This is a genomic window from Methanococcus maripaludis, assembly GCF_013760955.1.
In the GTDB taxonomy this organism is placed as follows: Archaea; AGJL01; Methanococci; order Methanococcales; family Methanococcaceae; genus Methanococcus; species Methanococcus maripaludis_A.
This window is the reverse complement of record NZ_JACDUL010000004.1, coordinates 136743-160064: the sequence shown is the minus strand read 5'-3', so window position 1 is coordinate 160064 and position 23322 is coordinate 136743. Positions and strand designations below refer to the sequence as shown.

27 protein-coding genes are annotated in these 23322 nt (G+C 32.3%); 9 read left to right on the top strand and 18 right to left on the bottom strand.

Annotated features, from left to right (window positions below; genetic code table 11):
* Positions 1 to 25 precede the first annotated feature (25 nt).
* The 6 genes from gatC to HNP90_RS08395 form a co-directional block, all read right to left on the bottom strand.
* Positions 26 to 265, bottom strand: coding sequence for an Asp-tRNA(Asn) amidotransferase subunit GatC (gene gatC / locus HNP90_RS08420; protein ID WP_011868791.1), 240 nt, complete (start codon positions 263 to 265; stop codon positions 26 to 28).
* Positions 266 to 282: 17 nt separating this feature from the next.
* Entirely contained in the window at positions 283 to 1152 is an 870-nt protein-coding gene (gene dapA, locus HNP90_RS08415; RefSeq protein ID WP_012068116.1) for a 4-hydroxy-tetrahydrodipicolinate synthase, read from the bottom strand.
* A 10-nt stretch (positions 1153 to 1162) separates the two neighbouring features.
* Entirely contained in the window at positions 1163 to 1354 is a 192-nt protein-coding gene (locus HNP90_RS08410) for a 30S ribosomal protein S17e (RefSeq protein ID WP_011868789.1), read from the bottom strand.
* An 80-nt stretch (positions 1355 to 1434) separates the two neighbouring features.
* Entirely contained in the window at positions 1435 to 1725 is a 291-nt protein-coding gene (locus HNP90_RS08405) for a chorismate mutase (RefSeq protein ID WP_012068117.1), read from the bottom strand.
* A 100-nt stretch (positions 1726 to 1825) separates the two neighbouring features.
* Positions 1826 to 2542 carry a 6-hydroxymethylpterin diphosphokinase MptE-like protein gene (locus tag HNP90_RS08400; protein ID WP_012068118.1) on the bottom strand — a complete coding sequence of 239 codons (717 nt, stop codon included), beginning with the start codon at positions 2540 to 2542 and terminating at the stop codon, positions 1826 to 1828.
* Between the two features lie 9 nt (positions 2543 to 2551).
* Entirely contained in the window at positions 2552 to 3280 is a 729-nt protein-coding gene (locus tag HNP90_RS08395; RefSeq protein ID WP_048060512.1) for an anaerobic ribonucleoside-triphosphate reductase activating protein, read from the bottom strand.
* Between the two features lie 76 nt (positions 3281 to 3356).
* Here HNP90_RS08395 and HNP90_RS08390 point away from each other — a divergent pair, with 76 nt between their 5' ends.
* From HNP90_RS08390 to HNP90_RS08380, 3 genes are all read left to right on the top strand, one after another.
* The gene (locus tag HNP90_RS08390; RefSeq protein ID WP_012068120.1) at positions 3357 to 4139 is read left to right on the top strand and encodes an MBL fold metallo-hydrolase; all 783 of its coding nucleotides are present in this window, start codon (positions 3357 to 3359) and stop codon (positions 4137 to 4139) included.
* 141 nt (positions 4140 to 4280) lie between these two features.
* The gene (locus HNP90_RS08385) at positions 4281 to 4997 is read left to right on the top strand and encodes an AzlC family ABC transporter permease (RefSeq protein WP_012068121.1); all 717 of its coding nucleotides are present in this window, start codon (positions 4281 to 4283) and stop codon (positions 4995 to 4997) included.
* Complete coding sequence (locus HNP90_RS08380) at positions 4990 to 5298, top strand: AzlD domain-containing protein (RefSeq protein ID WP_012068122.1); 309 nt, start codon at positions 4990 to 4992, stop codon at positions 5296 to 5298. The genes HNP90_RS08385 and HNP90_RS08380 overlap by 8 nt, the downstream gene beginning before the upstream one ends.
* A 57-nt stretch (positions 5299 to 5355) precedes the next feature.
* On the opposite strand, the gene HNP90_RS08375 is transcribed toward HNP90_RS08380, so the two are convergent.
* Positions 5356 to 8016, bottom strand: a complete 2661-nt coding sequence (locus HNP90_RS08375; RefSeq protein WP_012068123.1) for a valine--tRNA ligase — start codon at positions 8014 to 8016, stop codon at positions 5356 to 5358.
* Between the two features lie 411 nt (positions 8017 to 8427).
* Between HNP90_RS08375 and HNP90_RS08370 the strand changes: the two genes are divergently transcribed.
* Positions 8428 to 8865, top strand: a complete 438-nt coding sequence (locus HNP90_RS08370) for a universal stress protein (RefSeq protein WP_012068124.1) — start codon at positions 8428 to 8430, stop codon at positions 8863 to 8865.
* A 5-nt stretch (positions 8866 to 8870) separates the two neighbouring features.
* Here the strand turns inward: HNP90_RS08370 and HNP90_RS08365 are convergent, their stop codons facing one another.
* Both HNP90_RS08365 and HNP90_RS08360 read right to left on the bottom strand, forming a co-directional pair.
* Positions 8871 to 9569, bottom strand: coding sequence for an endonuclease III domain-containing protein (locus HNP90_RS08365; RefSeq protein ID WP_012068125.1), 699 nt, complete (start codon positions 9567 to 9569; stop codon positions 8871 to 8873).
* 32 nt (positions 9570 to 9601) lie between these two features.
* Positions 9602 to 10765 (bottom strand): cation:proton antiporter, encoded by a 1164-nt coding sequence (locus HNP90_RS08360; protein WP_012068126.1) that lies wholly within the window; start codon positions 10763 to 10765, stop codon positions 9602 to 9604.
* Positions 10766 to 10845: 80 nt separating this feature from the next.
* Between HNP90_RS08360 and dph5 the strand changes: the two genes are divergently transcribed.
* Positions 10846 to 11613 carry a diphthine synthase gene (dph5, locus tag HNP90_RS08355; RefSeq protein ID WP_012068127.1) on the top strand — a complete coding sequence of 256 codons (768 nt, stop codon included), beginning with the start codon at positions 10846 to 10848 and terminating at the stop codon, positions 11611 to 11613.
* A 7-nt stretch (positions 11614 to 11620) separates the two neighbouring features.
* Here dph5 and HNP90_RS08350 read toward each other — a convergent pair whose 3' ends face one another.
* Positions 11621 to 11821 (bottom strand): hypothetical protein, encoded by a 201-nt coding sequence (locus tag HNP90_RS08350; protein WP_048060473.1) that lies wholly within the window; start codon positions 11819 to 11821, stop codon positions 11621 to 11623.
* 263 nt (positions 11822 to 12084) lie between these two features.
* Here HNP90_RS08350 and HNP90_RS08345 point away from each other — a divergent pair, with 263 nt between their 5' ends.
* The gene (locus tag HNP90_RS08345; protein WP_012068129.1) at positions 12085 to 13617 is read left to right on the top strand and encodes a radical SAM protein; all 1533 of its coding nucleotides are present in this window, start codon (positions 12085 to 12087) and stop codon (positions 13615 to 13617) included.
* Between the two features lie 3 nt (positions 13618 to 13620).
* On the opposite strand, the gene HNP90_RS08340 is transcribed toward HNP90_RS08345, so the two are convergent.
* The 6 genes from HNP90_RS08340 to spcS form a co-directional block, all read right to left on the bottom strand.
* Complete coding sequence (locus tag HNP90_RS08340) at positions 13621 to 14316, bottom strand: glycosyltransferase family 2 protein (protein ID WP_012068130.1); 696 nt, start codon at positions 14314 to 14316, stop codon at positions 13621 to 13623.
* Positions 14317 to 14350: 34 nt separating this feature from the next.
* A complete protein-coding gene (locus HNP90_RS08335; protein ID WP_012068131.1) occupies positions 14351 to 14998 on the bottom strand; it encodes a hypothetical protein in 648 nt (215 codons plus the stop codon).
* Between the two features lie 11 nt (positions 14999 to 15009).
* Positions 15010 to 15192, bottom strand: a complete 183-nt coding sequence (locus tag HNP90_RS08330; protein ID WP_052288949.1) for a hypothetical protein — start codon at positions 15190 to 15192, stop codon at positions 15010 to 15012.
* Complete coding sequence (gene minD, locus HNP90_RS08325; protein ID WP_012068133.1) at positions 15192 to 15977, bottom strand: cell division ATPase MinD; 786 nt, start codon at positions 15975 to 15977, stop codon at positions 15192 to 15194. Before minD ends, HNP90_RS08330 begins: the two co-directional genes overlap by 1 nt.
* Positions 15978 to 16054: 77 nt before the next feature.
* Complete coding sequence (locus HNP90_RS08320; protein WP_012068134.1) at positions 16055 to 16621, bottom strand: hypothetical protein; 567 nt, start codon at positions 16619 to 16621, stop codon at positions 16055 to 16057.
* 16 nt (positions 16622 to 16637) lie between these two features.
* Complete coding sequence (gene spcS / locus HNP90_RS08315) at positions 16638 to 17948, bottom strand: O-phosphoseryl-tRNA(Sec) selenium transferase (RefSeq protein WP_012068135.1); 1311 nt, start codon at positions 17946 to 17948, stop codon at positions 16638 to 16640.
* Between the two features lie 193 nt (positions 17949 to 18141).
* On the opposite strand from spcS, the gene HNP90_RS08310 reads away from it, so the two are divergent.
* The 3 genes from HNP90_RS08310 to HNP90_RS08300 all read left to right on the top strand — a co-directional run bounded on the left by HNP90_RS08310 (position 18142) and on the right by HNP90_RS08300 (position 21751).
* Positions 18142 to 19599, top strand: a complete 1458-nt coding sequence (locus HNP90_RS08310) for a hypothetical protein (RefSeq protein WP_012068136.1) — start codon at positions 18142 to 18144, stop codon at positions 19597 to 19599.
* A gap of 17 nt (positions 19600 to 19616) precedes the next feature.
* A complete protein-coding gene (locus HNP90_RS08305; RefSeq protein WP_012068137.1) occupies positions 19617 to 20315 on the top strand; it encodes a fibrillarin-like rRNA/tRNA 2'-O-methyltransferase in 699 nt (232 codons plus the stop codon).
* A 149-nt stretch (positions 20316 to 20464) separates the two neighbouring features.
* Complete coding sequence (locus HNP90_RS08300; protein WP_012068138.1) at positions 20465 to 21751, top strand: alkaline phosphatase family protein; 1287 nt, start codon at positions 20465 to 20467, stop codon at positions 21749 to 21751.
* A gap of 5 nt (positions 21752 to 21756) precedes the next feature.
* Here HNP90_RS08300 and cobK read toward each other — a convergent pair whose 3' ends face one another.
* Complete coding sequence (gene cobK / locus HNP90_RS08295; protein WP_012068139.1) at positions 21757 to 22503, bottom strand: precorrin-6A reductase; 747 nt, start codon at positions 22501 to 22503, stop codon at positions 21757 to 21759.
* Positions 22504 to 22538: 35 nt separating this feature from the next.
* The gene (locus HNP90_RS08290) at positions 22539 to 23210 is read right to left on the bottom strand and encodes a class III signal peptide-containing protein (RefSeq protein ID WP_012068140.1); all 672 of its coding nucleotides are present in this window, start codon (positions 23208 to 23210) and stop codon (positions 22539 to 22541) included.
* Positions 23211 to 23322 lie beyond the last annotated feature (112 nt).

Here is a 23322-nt window from a genome sequence, read left to right as displayed (position 1 = left end):
ACGCTCCATTTTTTAGTTATTATAATTATTGGCTCCATTTACTTTTTTCAACGACAATTGATCCGTCTTTTACTTTAGGCGCCACATTTAATGCATCATTTTTGAATGATTCATCAAGAAAAGCTTCATCGTCATCCCTGAGAACATTTTTTGTTTCGAGAATGTGATACTCTTCCTCAGTTTCGAGATCGAAGTTTTCTAAAACTTCTGAAAGTTGAGCAACGATTTCATCAGCTTGTTTTTGAATTTTTTCAACATTAATCATAATATCACGAACTATGATTATTTTAATAGGCCCAAGTTGTTAAGTGCATTTTGCAATTTTGATTTATTGCTTTCCGCCATTTCGCAAAGTGGTAACCTTAACTCGCCTGAAGGCATTCCAAGCATGTTCATCGCAGTTTTAATCGGTATTGGATTTGTTTCGATAAACATCAATTTCATTAGTGGAAACAACTTATAGTGAATTTCTTTTGCTTTGTCAAATTTGCCGGCATTTGCAAAATCAACCATTTGAACGAATTCTTTTGGTGCAATATTTGCAACAACGCTGACAACACCCTTTCCTCCAAGGGATATGATTGGCAAAGTTAATTCATCATTTCCAGACAGTACGTCAATGTTGCACGAATCCAGTACCTCAGAAACCTGAGATAAATTTGGATTAGCTTCTTTTATGGCTGTTATATTACTGTATTCTTCAAATAAGTATTTAATAGTATATGGTTCTATGTTTAGCGCAGTTCGTGAAGGAACGTTGTATAGAACGATAGGCACGTTTATTGAATTTGCGATTTCTCCAAAGTGCCTTTTCAAGCCTTCCTGACTTGGTTTATTGTAGTATGGAGTTATCAATAACACTCCATCAACGCCGACATCTTCTGCATATTGAGAAAATTCTAGCGCTTCTGAAGTTGAATTAGAACCGGTACCTGCAATTACTTCAACACGACCGTCTACAAATTCAACAACTTTTTCAATGACCTGTTCATGCTCTAATGGAGTTAAGGTTGGTGATTCACCAGTCGTTCCAACAGGAATAACTCCACTAACTCCATTTTCAATTAGAAAGTCAAGGTTTGATTGTAGGCCGTCATAGTCTACTTTACCGTCTTTAAATGGAGTAATAATCGCAGGATATACACCTTGCATAATTACACCCTTATGCGTTCATTTTTTTTACTTTAGCAGTAACGTAGCCTGCAACTCTGTTTCTCAATGTTTTTGTCGAGATCATTGCAACTTCTTCAACAGCTTTTTTGTTTTCTTCAAAATCGCTTGTGAACTTATCTGCAAATTTCTCGATGAGTTCTTCGCCGGTTCTTTTGATGAATGTTTGTCTTATTCTTCCCAAGTTATCACCTATGTGAGTTGGATAAATCTTGTTTCATTTCATATTACATTTGTAATTATAATTTATATATTTAGCTAAGTTTACCTTACGATGCTGTCTTTTTGGACTTCTTTATTATAATCCATAAGAATTTTCATAACTTTTAAGGCCACTTCGGGTTCTATATGGTGTTTTTCACACATCAAACGTGTTTTTTCGCAGATTGATTCTTCTCTTTTTGGGTCGAAGACACAGGTTCCAAGTGACTTTTTAAGTGTAGCAATTTCAGGTGCGAAACTGGTTCTTTCAGCAATCAATTCGATTAACTGTTCGTCAATTTCGTTAATTCGCTTTCTAATTTCTTCGAGTCTTTTTTCCGAAGAATTTGACATAAATATCTCCACGAGCAATAAATAGAATTATCAGAAAAAGTATTGAAATATATATTATTTAAACTTAACTATGGTTTTTTAAAACATCTAAGAAATAAACTTAGGCCATGAACTCAATGGGGCTTTTTCCATTGTTAACAAGCCAATTTACAAACATTTCCGCATATTTTAATTTTTTCACTTTTACTTCATCGGCAAGTTCAACGTCATTTTCGATATTTGGGCGAGAATATTTTGTTACATAGATTCCAAAGTCCATTCCGCAGAGTATCATTTTTTTAGCGCCGAATTCTTCTGCTAAAAAACAACATCTATCCCCGTCAGTAAATCCGCCATAATTCACAAGCAAATCAAATTTTTTCGGGAATTGCGTACTTCCTACAATGTTTTTTAGTAATTTAATGTATTTTTCAAGTTTATCAATATTATCGCCATGAGCATGGGCTACAACAATTGAACCGAGATCGTTACTCTTTAAAATTGAATCAATATCTCCATCTAAATCCGAAACAATAATATCTGGAACTATATTTTCTTCTAAAAGTGCTTTGGTAGCGCCATCTGCTGCAATAATTGCAATGTCTTGATTGATGGTTTCTTTCAATTTTAAAACATGTTTTTTAAGTGATGGTCCCGCACCAAAGATATAGACTTCTTTTTCAAAGATTTTTTCGGAAATTTCGCTTAAATCTACATTATTTTTGAATTTTTTAATCATTTCTTCAAGAATTTCTGCACTTCTTAAGTCTTCAGCACTACCGTATCCAAAATCATCGAGTATCTGATTGTAAAAGGATTCCCATGTTTTTAAATCCATGTTATCGCTCTAATTGATTGGTATTTCACTTGAGAGAGTTTTTATCTTCACATTTTCAATGTACTGTTTTGCAAGTTTTCCTAATGCAATTAATTCATCTTCAGTAATTGATTTTAGTTTAGTCAATTCTTCATCGTAGGAGTGTTCTTCGTCAAACTGCTGGATAGTATATAAATCACAGTCTTTAACTGTTTTTGCAATTTCTTCAATGTCTGACTCATCCATTAATTCGGGAATAAATGTAGTTCTGCATTCTACAGTTACTCCTGCTTTTTTACAGGTATCTATTATTTTTAAGATATTTTCTTTAATTTCTTTTTTGTATCCTGTAATTTTCTCGTAATTATCAAATCCTGCTTTTACATCTATTGCAATGTAATCCAGTAATTTATCTGAAATAAGTTTTTCAACTAAATCAGGGTTTGTTCCGTTGGTATCAAGTTTAACTGGAAAACCTTTTTCTTTTGCAAGTTTTGCAAGTTCTAAAACTGCTTCTGGCTGAAGGGTTGGTTCTCCACCGCTTATCACAAGTGATTCAGCAAACATCAAATCCATGCTGTTAAAAACTTCTTCAGCAGTCATTTCAGATATATTTGTGGTAATAGTTTCATAATTTTGGCAGTAACCACATTTCATATTGCATCCTGATAAAAAAACAATAGCAGATGCATGATTTGGATAATCAATTGTTGAGAGGTCTACGATTCCAGATATTTTCAAAATTTCACCAGTGCCCATATGTGTTTTATATAAAACAGTTAATCCTATAATATATAAAAATAGATGATTTAAATATTTATTAAGGTGGTTTTTCATGGAAATAAAAATACTTGTGGACAATACTGCAAAAGGAAAGTTTTTAGCACAGTCAGGATTTTCGGCAATTATTAAAGACGAAGACTCGAAAGTCCTGTTTGATTGTGGTCAAAACGATTATGTGTTAGAAAATAATCTAAAATTAATGAATGAAGAAGATGATTTTGATGCAGTAATCTTTAGTCACGGTCACTATGACCATACAGATGGATTTACTTATTTTATTGAAAAATACGGGGAAAATCTAGATATTCCAATTTATATTCACAAATCTGCATTTGTTGATAGGTATCATGGGGATAGATACATTGGAATTGATGAAAACATAAGGAATTTTTTAAAAAGTTATAAAAATCTAAAACTTGTTGAAGATCCCGTTAAAATTTCGGAAAACTTAATAATTTCGGGTACTATTCCAAGAAATAATTTTTACGAAAGGGAAGATTTTGAAAAAGTAGAAAATGGTCAAAAAACAGACGATATCATAATTGATGACATGTTTGTTATTGTAAAAGACATAATACTTAGCGGATGTACCCACAGTGGAGTAATTAACTGCGTTGAATATGCAAAAACACTAAATGAAGTAAACGGGATCATTGGTGGTTTTCACATGGGAATCGCATCTGAAAACTACATAAATCAAGTTAAAGACTATTTGAAAACCCAAAACTTTAGATTAATTTCACCAATGCATTGTACTGGATTTAATGCGACAAAAGAATTGAGTGATATGGCAGGATTTAAATTTGGACACGTTGGAAGTGTTTTTGAAATTTAAAAATTTTATTTTTTTGATTTGGGCTATCATATGTAATACAAAAGGTATTATGTGTTGAAAGGGTATATTATTGAAGAATCTTTAATTTTTTATAATCGAATTTTAAATAATTTAAAAATTAATTATAAATTTGGAGAAATTATGAAACAGTTATCATTTAATAAACTGTATTTTGAGGGTATAAAAGATGCAATTCCTATATCCATAGGTTACCTTCCGATCGGGATAGCTTTTGGGATTTTGGCAAAATCAATGGGAATTCCTTACGAAATTTCAATTTTAATGTCTTTAATTATATTTGCAGGTGCAAGCCAGTTTGTAGGGGTTAATTTGATTGCTATTGGAACATCATCTTTTGAAATAGTTTTAACAACGTTTATATTAAATTTAAGGCACTTTTTAATGTCTTCGTCACTTTCACAGAGGATCGAATACACAAAATCTAAAAAGTTTTTGAGTTTAATTTCTTTTGGAGTAACTGACGAAACTTTTGCCGTAGCTTCGTTAAAAAATGAGCCCAAACTAAGTCCTGAATTTTTATTTGGATTGAATTTCACTGCATTTTTTGCATGGAATTTGGGAACTTTTCTTGGAATTTTTTTGGCAGAAAGCATTCCAAAAGAAATACAGAGCAGTATGGGAATTTCGCTTTATGTAATGTTTATTGGTCTTTTAATTCCTGCAATTAGGCGCTCAAATAAAGTTTTAAAAATAGTAATGGTTGCCATATTCATCAGTTCGCTTTTAACATGGGTTCCTTTGTTTAATTTTATATCTACAGGGTGGATTATAATTATTACGACAATTTTGGCATCATTTATCGGAGCTAAGTTTATGCATGGTGATGGCGATGACTAGGGAAGAAATGGTATTATTAGTAATATTCATGGCCATTGTAACGTATATTCCAAGAATGCTTCCAATTGTAATGCTCAAGGATGCAAAACTTTCTCATTTTTGGAGGGCATTTTTTAGCTATATTCCATATGCGGCACTCGCATCTTTAATATTTCCAGGAATAATTTATTCGACAGGAAACATCTATTCAGCCATATTCGGGGGAATTGTTTCTTTAATCCTGGCATACTATCGATTAAACGTGATAATCGTGGTATTTGGGGGAATAATTGGCGCATACATTGTGCACGTGATGATTTAATTTTAAAAATTGGAAAAATAAAGTTTTAAAAATATTTAAAAAAGAATATTTGAAAAATTATTGGATTATTGCAATTGTATCGATCAAATTGTCAATATCTGCAGTTTCAACAATTTCTCCTTTGTTATATATTGCTCTTTTTACTTCTTTGATGTGTTCTTTGTTTAAAACGCCAAATTCGGTTTCAATTCCTTCTGAAAGGATTTTTTCAATCGTTTCTGCATCAGCTTCTTTGATAAATGCAGTTACTTTTCCAGCATCTTTTTTAAATTCTGGACCGATTTTGGACTTGTTCGGAGTCACTTCTGCAATCTTCTGTTCTAGAAGTGGTTTTCCAAGATTTATTTCTAATTCTTTAATTTTCAAAGATTTTTCAATATCTTTTGAAACTTTTGAAAGAGCATTGAAATCTTTTTCATCGCTTACGTACATTTCAACTTTATTTAATTCTGCATTAAGTGGCATTCCTTTGTTTGATTTATATCTTCGAATTGACGCAACCGTATTTTTTGCAACTTCTCCGACAAATTCGTTTTCTAAACTTATCAAGCTTTCATCCGCAACTGGCCATGAGGTATGCAAATTATCAATTTCGTAGATTTGTCCGACAATTTCTGCAAAGTGCGGGGTAAATGGCGTAAGTAATTTTACAGATTCTGTAATTACTTTATAAAGGGTGTATTGTGCCATTAATTTTTCTTTTTGAGCGCTTTCAGATTCTTCTTTGCTGTAAAGTCTGTGTTTTACCATTTCGATGTAGTTATCACAGAATTCATGCCATAAGAATTTTTGAATTTCTACAACTGTATTTATCTTGTAATTTCCAAGATCTTTTGAAACTTTTGAAATTAGATCATTTAATTTACTCAAAATCCACAAATCAACAGGATTTTCAATTTCAATGGTGTTTATGGTTTTCAATTCAGAAATTACTTCATCAGAAATGTTCATTTTTGCAAATTTACATGCATTCCATATTTTTCGCAAAAACCTTCCACCGTATTCTACTTCTTTCCAAGCGAATGGAACGTCCTTTCCAATGGTGCTGTTTGAAGCCCATAGCCTTAAAGCATCTGCACCGTAAGTTTTGGTAATTTCTCCGGGTTCAACAACGTTTCCTCTACTTTTACTCATCTTAAAGCCATCTTCGCCGAAAACCATTCCGTTAATTACGATTTCATCCCATGGTTTTTCGCCGGTGATTGCAAGTGATCTAACAATTGTGTAAAAAGCCCATGTTCTGATGATATCATGACCTTGAGGTCTTAATTGAACAGGGTAGTGTTTTTTGAAGAATTCTTCATCTTCGAGCCATCCTGCTATAACGAGTGGAGTAATTGATGAATCCATCCAAGTGTCCAAAACATCGGTTTCTGCAACAAGCTTTGAGTTTCCACATTTACAGGTGTACGGGCTTTCTTTTGTTGGGTCTATTGGTAAATCTTCAGGTTTAGCTACAATAATTTCCCCACAGTCTTTACAGTACCATACTGGAATTGGGGTTGCAAACAATCTCTGCCTTGAAATACACCAGTCCCAGCCCATATCTTCGACCCATTTTAAAAGTCGTGCTTTCATATGCTCTGGAACCCATGAAATTTCGTTTGCAGCGTTTTCTACTTCTTTTAATAACTTTGTAACGTTTACAAACCACTGATCTCCAACAATAATCTCGATAGGGGTTTTACATCTCCAGCATGAACCAACGTTCTGTTCAAGGGGGTCTTGTTTTATCATGTAGTCTTCGGATATTAAGTCTGAAATAATTTCTTTTCGTGCATCGTCTGATTTTTGACCTGCGTATTTTCCACAGATTTCTGTAAGCTGTCCTTTTTCGTTAATTGCTTTTTTAACTTCTAATTTATGCCTATTTACCCATGTAACATCGGTTTTGTCACCAAAAGTACATACCATTACAACTCCGGTACCAAAGTCTTGTTCTACATCGGAATCAGGGTAAACTGTAACTTCCTGATTAAATAATGGAACTTTAACTGTTTTTCCAATAACATCGCTGTACCTTTCATCTTCAGGATGTACAACAATTCCAACACAGGCAGCCATTAATTCGGGTCTTGATGTTGCAATTTCAAGGTATTTTTCAGCATTTTCAGCGTAAGGGAATTTTATGTAGTTTAATTTGGAAGTTCTTTCTTGATATTCTACTTCTGCAAATGCAATCGCAGTTTCACATCTTGGGCACCAGTTTACTGGGTGTTTCCCCCTGTAAATCAGTCCTTTTTCGTACATTTTTAAAAATGCAGTCTGTGATTTTCTAACGTAGTCGGGATTCATTGTAATATATTCCCTATCCCAATCGATCGAGATTCCAAGGGATTTAACCTGGTTTCTCATTTTTTCTACGTTTTCATCGGTTAATTCTACACAGAGTCTTCTAAATTCGTGTCTGTCAATATCGGACTTTGTGATATTGTTTAATTCTTCAACTTTAACTTCGGTTGGAAGTCCGTGGCAGTCCCAGCCTTGGGGGAAAAGCACATCATATCCATTCATTCTTTTAAATCTCGCAATAATGTCCATATATGTCCAGTTAAGACCGTGTCCAAGGTGCATTCTACCCGTTGGATATGGTGGAGGTGTGTCTATAATATATGGGGGCCTTTTTTCATCTTCTAAAAATTTGAATGTTTTTTCATCTTCCCATTTTTCCTGAACTTTTTTTTCAAGTTCTATTGAATATTCTTCTTTTATTTCCATTATTTCCCTCAAATTGCGGTAAATCAACGTTTAAAATCGATAAGAATTTTATAAGAAATTTTCAACATAATCTAACATAATATTGATATAATCATCATGAACTTGTGTTTTTAAATTTATATTTGTAATGCAGGTAATAATAAAAAATAACAGATTCAGCTTCTGAAAGATATCATCACGATTATCAGATAACCCTCTTTTCATCATCATCCGTTCTTAAATAATATCTATAGGATATATAAATGGTTTATTTAACCTATTTAAATATTGTTTCTATATTAGTTTTTGGTTAAATGCTAAATTGTATTACATTAGTCAAAATATCTTATTTTGGCTGTTTTAATCGATTTAAATAAATAGTAATATATATTTTAAAAATTAATATTAAATTAATTAGAACGGGGTGAATTCATGGTTTATAAAAAAATTATTATGCCCACAGACGGATCAAAAATCTCAATCGAAGCTGCAGAGCAGGCAATGGAATTAGCAAAGGCTACTGGCGGGAGAGTTTACGGAGTTTATGTAATTGACATAGTTCCATTTGTAGGTCTTCCAACTGAAGGACTTTGGGAAAGTATGAAGGAAGTTTTGGAAAAAGAAGGTCATACTGCACTTAGAACTTTAACCGACATTGCAAAAGAAAAAGGTGTAGAAATAAAGACCGAAATTTTGGAAGGAACTCCTTCAAAAGAAATTGTCGAATATGCTGAATCAAAAAAGGCAGATTTGATTGTTATGGGTACAACTGGAAAAACAGGACTCGATAAACTATTACTCGGAAGTGTTGCAGAGAGAGTTTTGAAAAAGTCGCACTGTCCGGTACTCTTAGTAAAATCTTCTGAATAAATAAATTATTTTATTATTTTTAGAAGTGGACATTTGCAATAATTTTCTTTTTTTCGGTAGTAATTTTTAGCATGTTCAACCAAAAGTGCATGGTATTCTTGATACATTTCAAGGTTTTTTTCGATATTTTCTTCGAATAGTTCTTTAATTTTATCGTATTTTTCGTCATTTTCAATTAAATTTAAATTAAAAAGTATTCGTTTGGTGTATGAATCAACTACAAAACTAGGAACTTTAAATGCATAAAGAAGCATCGAATCAGCAGTTTCTGGACCGACCCCTTTTAATTTTAGCAGTTCTTCTCTTGTCGGAGTATTTTTTAATTTGATAAAATACTCTGAAAACCCTTTCAAACGTTCCGATTTTTGATTGAAATATCCGCTTGGTTTAATTGCTTCTTTTAAAAGTTTAATATCTAACTCAATTACATTTTCGGGAGTTATTTCTATTAAATTTCTTAAATTTTTCAATGATTTTTCAACAGACGGCCACGATGTATTTTGAGTTAAAATTGCACCTATACAGATTTCAAAACACTGATTTTTTGTTTTTGGATATTCATAATTCTTTGGGTGGTATCCGTTTACACAACCTGTTTTTGTAGGGTTACATCCATTTACTTCTAAAAGTGGCCACCAACCTTGTGGGCCGTACAACTCGAATAAATAGTCGTAAATAATCTGTAAAATTTCTTTATATTCCATATTTTCCCTTAGTTTTGATTTTTATTCTAATTTCATTTTAATACAGTATAACTTTTAGAAACCAGGTTTTTAACGTATATCGGAGCAACTGTTGAAGTTAAAAGTGCAATAACGACAACTGCAACAAAGAATTTTTCTGGAAGTATTCCAAGATCCCTTCCAAGTGTTGCACCAACTAACGATGCAGTAAGGGATGGGACAGTCAAAAGCCCTCCGCAAAAGCTTTTCAGCTTGTTATAATTTAAAATTCTGAGTGAAAAATATCCAGAAATAATTTTAAGACTTATTAAACTTATAACTGATACAAGTATTAGGCTTAAATTGTCAAAATTAAAAATTACACTAATATCTGTAGTCATTCCTAAATTTAAGAAAAATAATGGAATGAATATTCCGTAACCAATTGCATTTAGGTTTTCATTTAATATTTTATCATGTTCTTCTTTTGTAAGTTCTTCCGAAACTGCAATTCCTATAATAAATGCTCCAATTATCGGGTGAATTCCAATATGTTCTCCAACGATAATTGAAATTAATATTATCAGGAGAATAAAGTGAATTTTTTGGACGTGGAACTTTTGAAGCTCATTTAATATCAATTTTGAAATTAATGGAATTATTATGAGAAGTGCGATGATGTATGCTGCAATAAGGACTATAAATGGAATAATATCTGCATTTATCCCGCTTCCGCCCATTTTTATTAATATTGAAATAACTATTAAACTTATAAGGTCGATTACAACAGATGCGCTGATTACCGTTGTTCCAAATCGAGATTTGATAAGTCCAAGTTCATCCATAAGTGCATAGACTATTCCAACGGAGTGTGAAGAAAATATGACTGCGTAAAGTAGTGAACCTATAAAATCAAGTCCAAAATACTGTCCGATTAAGAATCCGCCAATTGATGGGATAAGCATTGAAAATAAACTTAAAACTAGGGATTTTTTAAATTCATCTTTGAGTGTTTCGTTGTCAACTTCCATTCCCGCCAAAAACATTAAAAATATAACTCCAAATGATGCGAAAGTGTCAAGTGTTGAGCTTGTTTGAAGTAAATTTAATCCAAAAGGCCCGATAATTATTCCAGCAAGCATTGTCGCAGTAATTGTTGGAACGTTGAATCTTTTGAGTATTTGGGGCACAATGAAAATTGATGTTAGAATAATAAAAAATAAAAAATAGCTATCCATTTATTACACCGTTAGCACTTAAGTATTTTATAATTAAGCTTTATGAGTTATATTTGTATTTATCAAAATGGGTGAAACACATGCTTGTTATGGCAGGATTAGGACTTTACGATGAAAGAGATGTTACACTAAAAACTCTCGATTTCGCAAAAAAGGTTGATAAAATTTACGCTGAATTTTATACGGCAATTCTCACTGGAACATCAATGGAAAAAATTGAAAACACTCTTCAAAAACCAATAACTGTGTTAGATCGGGAAAAAGTAGAGTACGAAACGAATAAATTAATTGAAGAAGCAGTAGATAAAGATATCATGTTTTTAACTGCAGGAGACCCGATGGTTGCAACAACCCACGTGGATATTGCAGTTGAAGCTCGAAAAAAAGGAATAGAAGTTGTAATTATAAATGCACCTTCAATTTATTCTGCAATTGGGATTACTGGACTTCAACTCTACAAATTTGGAAAAACAACGTCAGTAGTATTTCCTGAACCAAATTACTTTCCAGAAACTCCTTATGATGTAATAAAAGACAATTTAAAACTGGGATACCACACACTATGTCTTTTAGATATTCAGGCAGATAAAGAAAGATTTATGACTGCAAACGAAGGTCTTGATGCCCTTTTAAAAATCGAAGAAAAAAGAAATGAAAACGTAATTTCTGGAGAAACTTATGCCGCAGTTGTTGCAAGAGCTGGAAGCATTAAACCTGGATTATATTATGGAAAAATAAAAGACCTAATAAATTATGATTTTGGAACTCCACTTCACTGCGTGATAATTCCTGGAAAACTGCATTTCATGGAAGAAGACGCTTTAAAATATTTATTTGAAAATATTTAAAAAATTTTTAAGCTTCTTTGCACGGATTTACGGGCATTGACGACTTTGCAAGTAAGTAAGCTGCAGTGATCAGTGCAAAAACGTAAACTACGTGCATAATATATCTGACCCCAGAATCTAGGCTTAAATAATATTTAAATGATAATCCGACTCCCATAACTGTAAATCCAATCATTAGCAAATATATGATTTTAGTATCATCTACCACAGCTCCCACCCCGTATATTTAATTTTTTAATTTTTAAAGTTAATAAAAATAACTGTTTTTTTAAAAAAGTGATAATAAAAAAATAAAAGATATTCCGTCTCAGAGCTCATACGGTTCTTCATTATTAAACCTGAGTTTAATTCAGAGCTGGTTATTTTCATCACCGACTGGAAAACTTAAAAAAGAATTTTTTAAACATCTTTTATATATCTAATTTAAACATATGCATTATAAACCAAATCTCAATTTTTCTAGGGGTTATTATGAAATTTTTAATTCTTGATGGGTATACTGATGAGCCAGCAGGACTTGGAGTTCCGCCATATATTGGAATGTATCCAAGATATGCCGCAGGAGTTCTTTACAAGTTTAAACACGACGTTGATTACATAACAATTGATAAATTAAGAGAAGAACTTAAAAAAGGATATGATTTTAATAAATTTGATGCTGTAATTGCGATATGTGGATTTCACACCCCTGGAAAGTATTTAAATGCAAATCCTGCAACATTGAGGGAATTTGTATCGATTTTGTATAATTTTAAGGGCTTAAAAATTCTTGGAGGTCCTGTCGCGACTAAATTTGGTTCATCCCCTGAAGGCGGAAAAATAAAAGATGAATCAAATTTGAAATACTTCTTTGATGTGATTTCCGAAGGCGATTTAGATGCTGTTTTACATGATATTTTAAAAAACAATTTAAAGCTTGAAAGTGTGGATGGAACAAAGCTTAGAACTTACGATGAACTCGATGAATTTGCGAGAATTGGCGCAAAAATTGTAAAACTTCATCCAAGCTATCCAAATATCATTGCAGAAATTGAAACGTATCGTGGCTGTGCAAGAGCATTTAGTGGTGGATGTAGTTTTTGTACGGAACCAAGACGATATGGTTACCCCAAATTTAGAAATTCGATAGATATAATCGAAGAAGTAAGAAATCTCTATGAAAATGGGATTAAGTATTTTAGAATCGGAAGGCAGCCGTGCATGTTTTCATACCTTGCAAAAGATGTAGAAACAACAGATGTTCCAGTACCAAACGTTTCAGAGATAGAAAAACTCTTTAAAGGAATAACTTCAGTTTCAAAACCAAATGTTTTGCATATTGACAATGCAAACCCGTCAGTTATCGCAAGGCATGAAAAAGAGGGGCGAGAAATTGCAAAGATACTTGTAAAATACTGTACTCCGGGAAATGTTGCGGCTTTTGGAGTTGAAAGTTTCGATGAAAAAGTAATTTCAAAAAACTGTCTTTTAACCGAACCAGAAGACGTTTTAAAAGCAGTTGATATTTTAAATGAAATTGGTGGAAAAAGGGGAGAAAATGGAATGCCCTATCTTCTTCCCGGAATAAATCTGCTTTCCGGCTTAAAAGGAGAATCAAATGATACTTTTGAGATAAATTACGATTATTTAAAAGAGATATATGATTCAGGAAATATGATTAGAAGGATAAATATAAGGCAGGTAGTTCCATTTTTTGGAACGGATATAACTGTCAAAGACGTTGAAAAAGCAAAAAAACGGAAAAATTTATTTTTGAAATTTAAAGAGAAAATAAGAACTGAAATAGATAATCCAATGTTAAAAAGGATGCTTCCAACAGAAACGATATTAAAGGACGTGTTAGTCGAATTTAAAGAGAAAAATGATCTTTATTTTGGAAGGCAGTTTGGAAGCTACCCGATATTGATTGGAATTGCCGAAAAAAACGTTGAAATTGGAAAATTTGTTGATATAAAAGTAACGGGCTATGGGAGAAGATCTATAACTGGAAAAATAGCAAAATAAAAATTAATTTTTAGATAGAACATATTTTGCAACTTCTTTTACAACATCCAGTATCTTTTTTGTAGTAATATACGAAATTGCATCGTTGTGGTATTCAATTGTCACGTATTCTTCGGTTATTTTTGCATTTTTTTTCGCTAACTGAAGTGCAATCAAATGTTCAACACTGTATCCATCACCAAAATATGAATCCTTTAAAAATTCAGATTTTATTATTCTAAATCCGCACTGAATGTCTCTAAAGATGTGGAAATTTCCAGAGAATATTGAAACCGTAATTGACATTATAACACTTGCAAGAAAGTTTGAAAACTGCCTGTGAAATGGGATGTGTTTGTATTTTCTAATTCCAAAAACCGCATCTGCATTCTCAGATTTCATTTTTTCGTACATCGGTATAATGTCAGAAGGTTTGTGCTGATAATCTCCGTCAAGATATGCAATAGCATCGTAATTTAAATTTATTGCATATCTTGTGCCATCTTCAAGTGCTTTTGATTTTCCTTCATTTTTTTCCTTGAAAATTGGAAATATTTTGTTTTTAAATTCGTTTTTTTCCAAGAATTCTGTAATTATCGTTTTTGTTTTATCGGTACTTCCGTCATCTACCACGATTACGTCAATATTTATATCGCTCAAGTCCTTTAAAACAGAGATAATGTTTTTTTCTTCATTGTATGCCGGAATGACCGCAATCATCGTATCACATTAAAAAAAGTAAAAGTGATTTTTTTTATTCTTTTGCGTATGCAATAATTGCACCGAGTAATATACCTAAGATGAGTCCTCCTAGTATATAATAGATACCGCCAGGACCAATTAAACTTTCATTAACTTTTGATGGAGTTTCTGATGATTCTTCAGCTTTAACAATTAATTCGGGTTCGTTTGAAGTTTCATTTTCCAAAACTGAAACATTTTCATAGCTATTTGAACTTTCTTCAGAAACATCTTCAGTTTCTAATTCTTCTAGAGGTTCGTAATTTTCTGTAGTAACTATTTTTTCAACAATTCTAACGCCTGCATCTGGAACCACTGAAAGTTCGAAGAATTCAACAGATCCAATCAAGCTTCCATTCTGAAAGTATCTTTTTAAAAGCTTAATTTTGTAATTTCCAATTTCAGTAGCAGTTCCTTTGAACATTTTAAATACTGATGTACCTGCTTTAATTTTACTTACGTTATATTCGTATTCATCAAAAACAATACTATCGTCCGCATCTATTACTAAACTAAAATTTTCAATGTTTTCTGGTGCTATCCAGTCAAATACCAAGTAAATGCTGTCATTAACCCTAACTGTGTCAGGAGCAAGTTCAGTAGCATTAATCGCGGGGATAAGTAGTAAACTTAAAAAAAACAGATAATACATTTTTTTCATAAGTTTTCACCCTACCTCAATTTAATGCTTTTTATTCGTTCCTGTAATTTGTTGACTTCATCGTTCGTGAGTCTTGTGGACTGTTTAATACCTTCAAGTTCACCTTTTAGAACAACGAGTTTCATAAATAAAAATACGTTCAAAACAATACTTATAAGAACTAAAATTGTAAGTACACTTGGATCCAGATTTATCATTTTTTCTTACCCCCAAATACTCCTTTAAAGAATTTTTTAACGAAAGAATCTTTTTTGATTTCTTTAGGGATGTACTTTTTACCCACCAATTTTGCAGCAAGTTCCATTATTGCCTGCGAAGCTGGGGATTCATTATGTTTTAAAACAATGGGAACACCAAAAGCAGAACTTCTTCTAACATTTGGATCTTCAGGTACAATTCCAACAATTGGGATTTCTAAAATAGTCTCAATAGATCTTGAACTTAATTCAGAACTGTCTTCTGTAACCCGGTTAATGATTGCACCGAGTACATTTGTTTCAACCCGGTTTGCAATGGATACAACTTTCAATGCATCAGATATTGAGGATATTTCAGGGTTTACAACAACTAACAAATGTTCTGCAGCTGAAATTGCGGTAAGTGCCTCTTTACCAATTCCTGCAGGACAGTCGATAAGTAAAACTTCGCTCTGTTCATCAAGTTTTGTTAATATTTCAAGAAGTCTTTCAGGTCTTGCTTTTTTAAAGCTATCGAGTGAAACACCTGCTGGAACCACCTTTACACCCGCAGGGCCTTCATAAATCGCGCTTTTAATATCTGCATTTCCCGATAACACGTCGTTTAATGTAATTGGTTTTCCCTCAATCCCCATGATAAGTTCGAGATTAGCCATTGCAATATCTGCATCGATTACCGTTACTTCTTTACCGAATTGAGATAGTGCAACCGCCAAGTTCGCACAGGTTGTTGTCTTTCCAGTGCCGCCCTTACCGGAAGCTACTGCAATTGTTATAGCCATGTTCTCACAACCTTTTCGATATTTTAATTGCCTTATTATATCTTACTAGAATATGAGTGAAATAGTATATAACTTTTTTATGTTTTCTTTAGGATTATATTATTTAACGAATTTAGTATCGACAGATACCTGTCTTCAATTCTTTCGATAAGGTTGAGATCGTATCTGTGGGTTTTTAAAACAATAATGTCATTTAAATCTGAATTTTCTATTAAATTATAATCGGGAATTATTTTAATAGTTCTACAAATTTTATTTTTAAATCCTAGATCATAAAGTATTTTTTTTATAAATTTTGAATCGGAGTCGATGTTGTATTTGAAATTTTTTACAAATTCAAGATTATCGTTTTTTATTTTAAAATCGAGTTTTTTTAATTTTTCAATCGATTGACCTATGGATTCATTATCTCCAATATTTTCTTTTTTTAAGCTTTCAAGACTTTTAATCAGATCTAAAAAAGTAGCAGAATTTATTTCGATTATTTTAGAATTGGGGTTTAGTTTGTGGACTTTCTCAAAGTATCCTTTTGAAATGAGTAAATAATCACAGTTACAGGAATTTTTGTACGGGTTTACAATTTCAAAATCTTTAATTCCACAAAGTTCCATGATTTCAGAATACATTTTAGAAACGCCTATCATAAAAGCACCTAATAAATTATAAAATAATATTTTCAAGTTTGGATACCGAATTTAAAATATCTTCAGTTCTAACGCCAATCGCGGCATTCATTACGATATAATCATGAGGATAATTCCCCATGTAGCAGTTTCCAAAATTGTCAGTTTTTTTAATTCCTCTTGGACCCGTTACTCTTAAATTGTAGAGTTTTGCAGCAATTTCAACAGGATCTGAATTTACTGAAATGCAGGATGCAATCGGGCTTTCAACATCTAAAAATTTTCCACCTGTTTTTTTGGATAAATCCGTTAGAAGTTCATCGAGCAGTTTTTTACTGCTTTTCTGATTTTTCATCAATTCTAAGTAATTTTTAGATCCAATTGATAAAAGGGATACCAATGTATTCACAACAGGCGTTGCACTCGCCCTTCCTGGGTATGAAAGGGATATTTCCCTTATAAAATCGTTGTTTGTCGAATATATTATTCCCCCGCCGATGGGTGTGAGTAAATTTTTATCGCTTGAACTTACAACTGCATTTACTCGATATTTAAATGCTTTTTTTAACTTTTCAAGGTAATAATTGTTTTGAACTGCATAAGCTCCATTAATTATATGGGGAATATCGTAAATTTCACAAATTTTTGCAATTTCTACTATATCGTCGCTGTTTCTTGGGGGAAAAAATGTAAGCGTGCTCAAAACACAAGGCTTATTTCCAAGCTCAATTTCTTTTTTTATCGCATCTTCGATGTCTTCAACTGGAACGTATACTCGGTCGCCATCTAAAACCGTTTCAACAAGTCTCATATCCATTCCAACAAATGAAACTGCTTTTATAGGGCTTTTATGGGATGCATATGGATAGATTACAACATTTGATCCGTATTTTTTTCTTGCAGCACTTAAACACAGTGATATGGACATTCCTGTTGACACGGGAGTTGCAATTGCGTGAACATTTAGTCCGAGAGTTTTAAAGAAGCTCTCAAGAATCTTGTTTGTCAGTGCATACATGATACTCGCACCAGACGCTTTTGGTTGGGGATCAACTAAATTTCCACTTCTTCCAATTCCGTGACAAAATCCTGAAGATAGTTCGTCGTGAATTTTAGAATAAATTCTTGCTTCCCTTTCCCCGATTCTTACAGATTTTGGATCTTTATCTGTGTCCATCATCGAGAGAAATTTTAAAAAAAGCTTTATCTTTTCGTCATTAATTCCGTTTTCTGGAATTTTTCGATGATTAAACACATCTTCAATTTCTTTTAAATATTCGTTAAGTACTAATTCTCCCCTTTTTTCCATATTTTTTGGAATTAACCCTTCAATGTTAAAATCGAGCATTATATCACGTTGATAAAATTAAAATATCCATTATATTTAATGAAATCCGTTTAAATTTATTTAATCGCGATTATTTATAATCTTTTTTATCTGGGTTTACGTAGTATTAAATACCCGAATGATTAAATAGTTCTAGATTGATTAGAAGTTAAGAATACATTTTTCATGGATTTATAAATTTTTAGGTGATTTTATGTTATTCATTGCCTTTGCACCATTTGGAGCATTTGCACTTGAAGCAAACTCGAAAAACGGCGAATATTCCTTAGAAGACATCAAATATTACAAAATATTTGAAAACGAGGATGTTCCAAAAGTAATGTATGAATTGAGACAGGGAAATTTTGAAATAATCAATGAATTGAAAAACGAATGGGAAATTGAGGAAGAAAGCGTTAGTTTTGAATACACAACTTCCAAAAATCCGCTTGGAGAACTTATTCGAAATAATTTATATGAATTAGGTCAAAAATACGAAGTTTTTGAAAACGAAACTGATTTTGTTTCAAAAATGAACGCTTGGGCAACTTCTTTCACAAAATTGATGATGAAAAAGTCATCAGAACAGAAAGATAAATTGATAGTTCAGACTGTAAATGCCCTTGATAACCTTGATGAAACCTTAAATTTGTTTTCAGAAAGACTTAGAGAATGGTATTCATTATACTTCCCAGAAATGGATAATTTGATTAAGAAACACGATATCTACGTGGGTTTAGTTTCCGAATACGGGGATAGGGAAGAGTATACAAGAACGAAACTCAAAAAAACAATGCCTTCAAATGTTGCGAGAACGATTTCACTTGCTGCAAAAGAATCGATGGGTGCAGATGTATCTGAATTTGATTTAGAAATCATGAAAAACCTTGCAAATGAAATAAAAAGTATGTATGAATACAGAGAAAAATTGCAAGAATATTTGGAGACTTCAATGAAAGAGATTGCTCCAAATTTGACGAAAGTTGCAGGTGCATCACTTGGTGCAAGATTGATAAGCCTTGCTGGTGGAATTGAAAGACTTTTAAGACTTCCTGCATCAACAATTCAGGTTATAGGTGCAGAAAAAGCATTATTTGCACACTTAAGAGAAAGAGCATTACCTCCAAAACACGGTGTAATCTTCCAGCACCCGCTCATTCAGGGAAATCCCTGGTGGTTACACGGAAAAATTGCAAGGGCAATTTCCTGTAAAATTTCAATTGCGATAAGGGCAGATGCTTTTGGAAATGATATTTCAGACATGTTAGTTGAAGACATGAACAAAAAAGTAGCTGAAATAAAAGAAAAATTTCCTGAACCAACGAGAAAAAGAAGACCAAGACCTGATACGAGAAGTTTCGGTAATAAGGGCGGCCAAGATAGAGATAGAAGGTCACAAGGTGACAGAAAACCATTCGACAAGAAAGGTGAGCCTAGAAAAGGAGACTCTAAAAAAGGTGGAAAACCATTTGGTAAAAAACCTGCTGGACGGGACGACAGAAGAGATGACAGAAGGGACGACAGAAAAAGTGATAAAAAACCATTTGGTGGAAAGCCAAAAGGTAGTGGAAACCAGCCTCCAAAGGAAAGATCTGGCGAAAAAAGAAGAGATTCAACAAAAAAAGTTAAAGCTGAAAGAAAAGTAATTGGAAAAACTTCTTCACAGAATTAATCCCTATGGTGAGTTAAATGGAAAAAATTAAGGTAAAAGAAATTTTTAACAACGTTTATTCAGTAGATTTTGGAGACGGACTTAAAAGAATTGCTACAAAATCATTAGTTCCTGGAAAAAGAGTTTACGGTGAAAAGTTAGTATACTCTGATAGTATCGAATACAGAGTATGGAATCCAAACAAGAGTAAACTCGGTGCTGCAATTATAAACGGCTTAAAAAAGATGCCTATCAAAAAAGGAACGAAAGTTCTTTATCTTGGAGCTTCTGCTGGAACTACTCCTTCACACGTTGCAGATATTGCAGAAAATTCCCTAGTTTATGCTCTTGAATTTGCGCCAAGAATCATGAGAGAATTTATCGATTCATGCAATGAAAGAAAAAATTTAATTCCTGTTTTAGGGGATGCAAACAGGCCTCAGGACTATTCAAATATCGTTGAAAAAGTTGACGTTATTTTTGAAGATGTTGCACAGCCAAATCAAGCAGAAATCCTTGTAAAGAATGCAAGATGGTTTTTAAAAGAAAATGGATACGCAATGATATCCATAAAAGCAAGAAGTGTCGACGTTACAAAAAATCCAAGAGAAATATTTGCTGAACAGAAAAAAATATTGATCGAAGGCGGATTTGAAATTGTTGATGAAATAAATATAGAACCTTTCGAAAAAGATCACATGATGATGGTTGGAATCTGGAATGAAACTAAATATTAATTATTTACAGTTTAATTTTTCAATAAACTTAAATATTTCTTTTTTATACAATATAAACTAATCGAAATTAGTTCGTATTTTTAACTTTATATAGACGTCATTATATAATTAATATGAATTAATACGTTTATTTTACAGGGCGGTGGTTTATGAAGACGCTTATTTTCTATTTCGACGGACTTTTGGATAACCCCTATGAAATTTTGGACAATAAAACCCCTTTAGAATATGCGAATACTCCTAATTTTGATAAATTGGTTCAAAATGGTTCTTGCGGATTATTGGCACCTTACAAAAGAGGCGTGCCAATGCAGTCTATAAATGATTTATTTATAATGGCAGGATATCCCGTGGAAGAATTTCCAGGGATAAGTGTTTTAAAGGCACTTGGGGAAGACGTAGAACTTAATGACAACTCGGTATATTTCGAATGCATGTTTGTTACAACAATTGAGGACAATTACGGTCACAGGGTTATAGATAGAACAACATGCGATATAATGGATAATGACTTAAACCAGCTAATGAAGAGTATCCCTGCAAATTATGGCGGTTACGAATTTACGCTGAAAAATTGTGCTGATTGCGGCTGTGTTTTAGTAATGACTGATAAAAACGGTTGGATTTCTGATAAAATTTCCGATTCTGATCCTTATTATCCTGGAAGGCATGTAAATAAGGTACTGCCAGTTTATGAACTCTGTGGTTCTTCTGGAGAATGCAAACGTGCAAAAAATACTTCAGATGCTTTAAATGAATTTTTACTGCGATGCAATAAAATTTTGGAAAATCATGAAATAAATATCAAAAGAAAAAGAAAAGGAAAATATCCTATAAACTTTCTTATAACAAGATTTCCTGGTAAATATTTCGAAGTACCCTCATTTTCGGAAAAATACGGCTTAAAAACATTATCTATTGCATCATGTGGGATTGCAAAAGGATTTTCAAAGTTTATAAAAGTAGATTATATCTTATCAAAAGATTTTGAAGATTCAATAAATTCTTCAATTAAATATCTGGATCACTATGATTTAGTTCACGTGCCCATTTCAGATATTCCCCAGTATCAAATTAAAGATCCTGTTGAAAAAGTAAAGTATATAGAAAAGATAGATGCATGTCTTGAAAAACTCACTGATTTGGAGGATACACTTATTGTAATTAGCGCAAATGGGCTTTATCCTGCAATAGGCAACCTTGTGAATTCAGGGGAAGATTATGTCATAATGGTAAGTGGAAAAAATGTTAGAAAAGACTGTATCATGGAATTTTCTGAAAAAAACTGTTATATGGGCCCCTTAAGAATTGGGCATGACGAAGTATTGAATTTAATTTTAAATTATATGAATAGGGCATTACTTTACGGTTTAAGGCCTGGCGGGTATTTACTGGAGTATATTCCTGCAGACGAGGATCTCGAACATTTGAAGTAATTAATTTACATAGTCTTTAAATAACTTATCAATTCAACTATTTTTTCAAATTTTAATGGATAATTTATTTCCGGTCGCTTAATGATTATTGGTTTTGCACCTGCTAAAATTGCAGATGAAACCTTTTCATAAAGGCCTCCACTTTTTCCACTATCTTTTGTAATGATTACATCACAATCGTAATCAATTATTAAATGTTTATTTAAATTTTCTGAAAATAGCCCTTGCATTGCAACAATATTTTTTGAAGGAAGTATTTTTAGAGCTTCTGAGACTGAAGTTGGAAGTATTCTTACAATTAATTTTTCGATAGGGATAATTTCAGAAACGGTTTTTAAATTTTTTATTCCTGACATGTAAAATATATTTTTTTTAGAAATTTTTAAAGCTAGGTTAGCAGCTTCTTCAAAAGTTTCAACGTAAAAAGCATCTTTAAACTCTTTAATCGGCCTTTCATACCGGATATATGGAATATTCAATTCTTTTGAAATTTTTATGCCTGTTTCACTTGCATGGGTTGCAAAAGGGTGAGTTGCATCAATAAAAACATCTATTTTTTTATCAAGAAGTGTTTTTTTTAAATTTTCATAGCTCATTTTTTCTGAAATAACCAGATCAGAATACTTTTCTGCAATTTTTCCACCAAATTCCGTTGTAGTGGTTAAAATTAAAAAAGAGTCCTTAAAATTTTTCTTAATTTCTTCTGAAATTTTGTTTGCGTCACTAGTTCCGCCACGAATCCATATGTTCATGTTTTCACGATTTTTAAAAAATAATAATTATATAATTATGGTTCATATGCTAACAGTTCTATAGTTCCACTAGTTGTATTTGCGATCAATTCAAAAACTTTATTATTGGCTTTTGTAACAATTATGGTTACATCATCGGCTTCAATATCTAAATAAGCCTGGTTTGACTGTTCTGGTGATCCTTCATGAGATATGTTATATTTTATCGGTATGTCTGGGTTATTTGCAATTATTTCAAATTTTTTAATGTCTGTAAAAGTAAAGGGTATGCCCTCCCAGTTCATATCTGTTGGAACATCTGATCTGAATATTATATTTGATGCATATCCTCCATGAGGTAATATTACTAGATTGTCTTCAGTAATACTTTCAGTAGGATCGCTTGTGTTTGCCAGACCTTTGAATGTTCCATCGCCATAGTACCAGAGATATGTTTCGTTTCCAGTATCATTTATTTGAAGCCATGCATTATCTAAATTTGTTGAAGGGCTTATTTTTACGTCAGAAAAATTCAATGAATAAATTATTATTGTTGGATTGGTGCTCAATCCAAATACCTGAAATGCACCATGCCGAACATCTGATAGAATATCTCCTTCGAAAGTAAACTTTGTCATGTGAAATGATACCAAAATACCTGCAAGAAGTACGGCCATTACTAAAAGTATTAATTCTATTGAAATCTGGCCTTTTGAAAATTTTGTCATATATACCACGCCCCAATTGACAAAATAATATAATCATATATAAAAATAGAATTTTTTAGAATAAATAATTAATTAAAAAGTTGAAAAAAAAAGAATGATTAATTTTAAATTA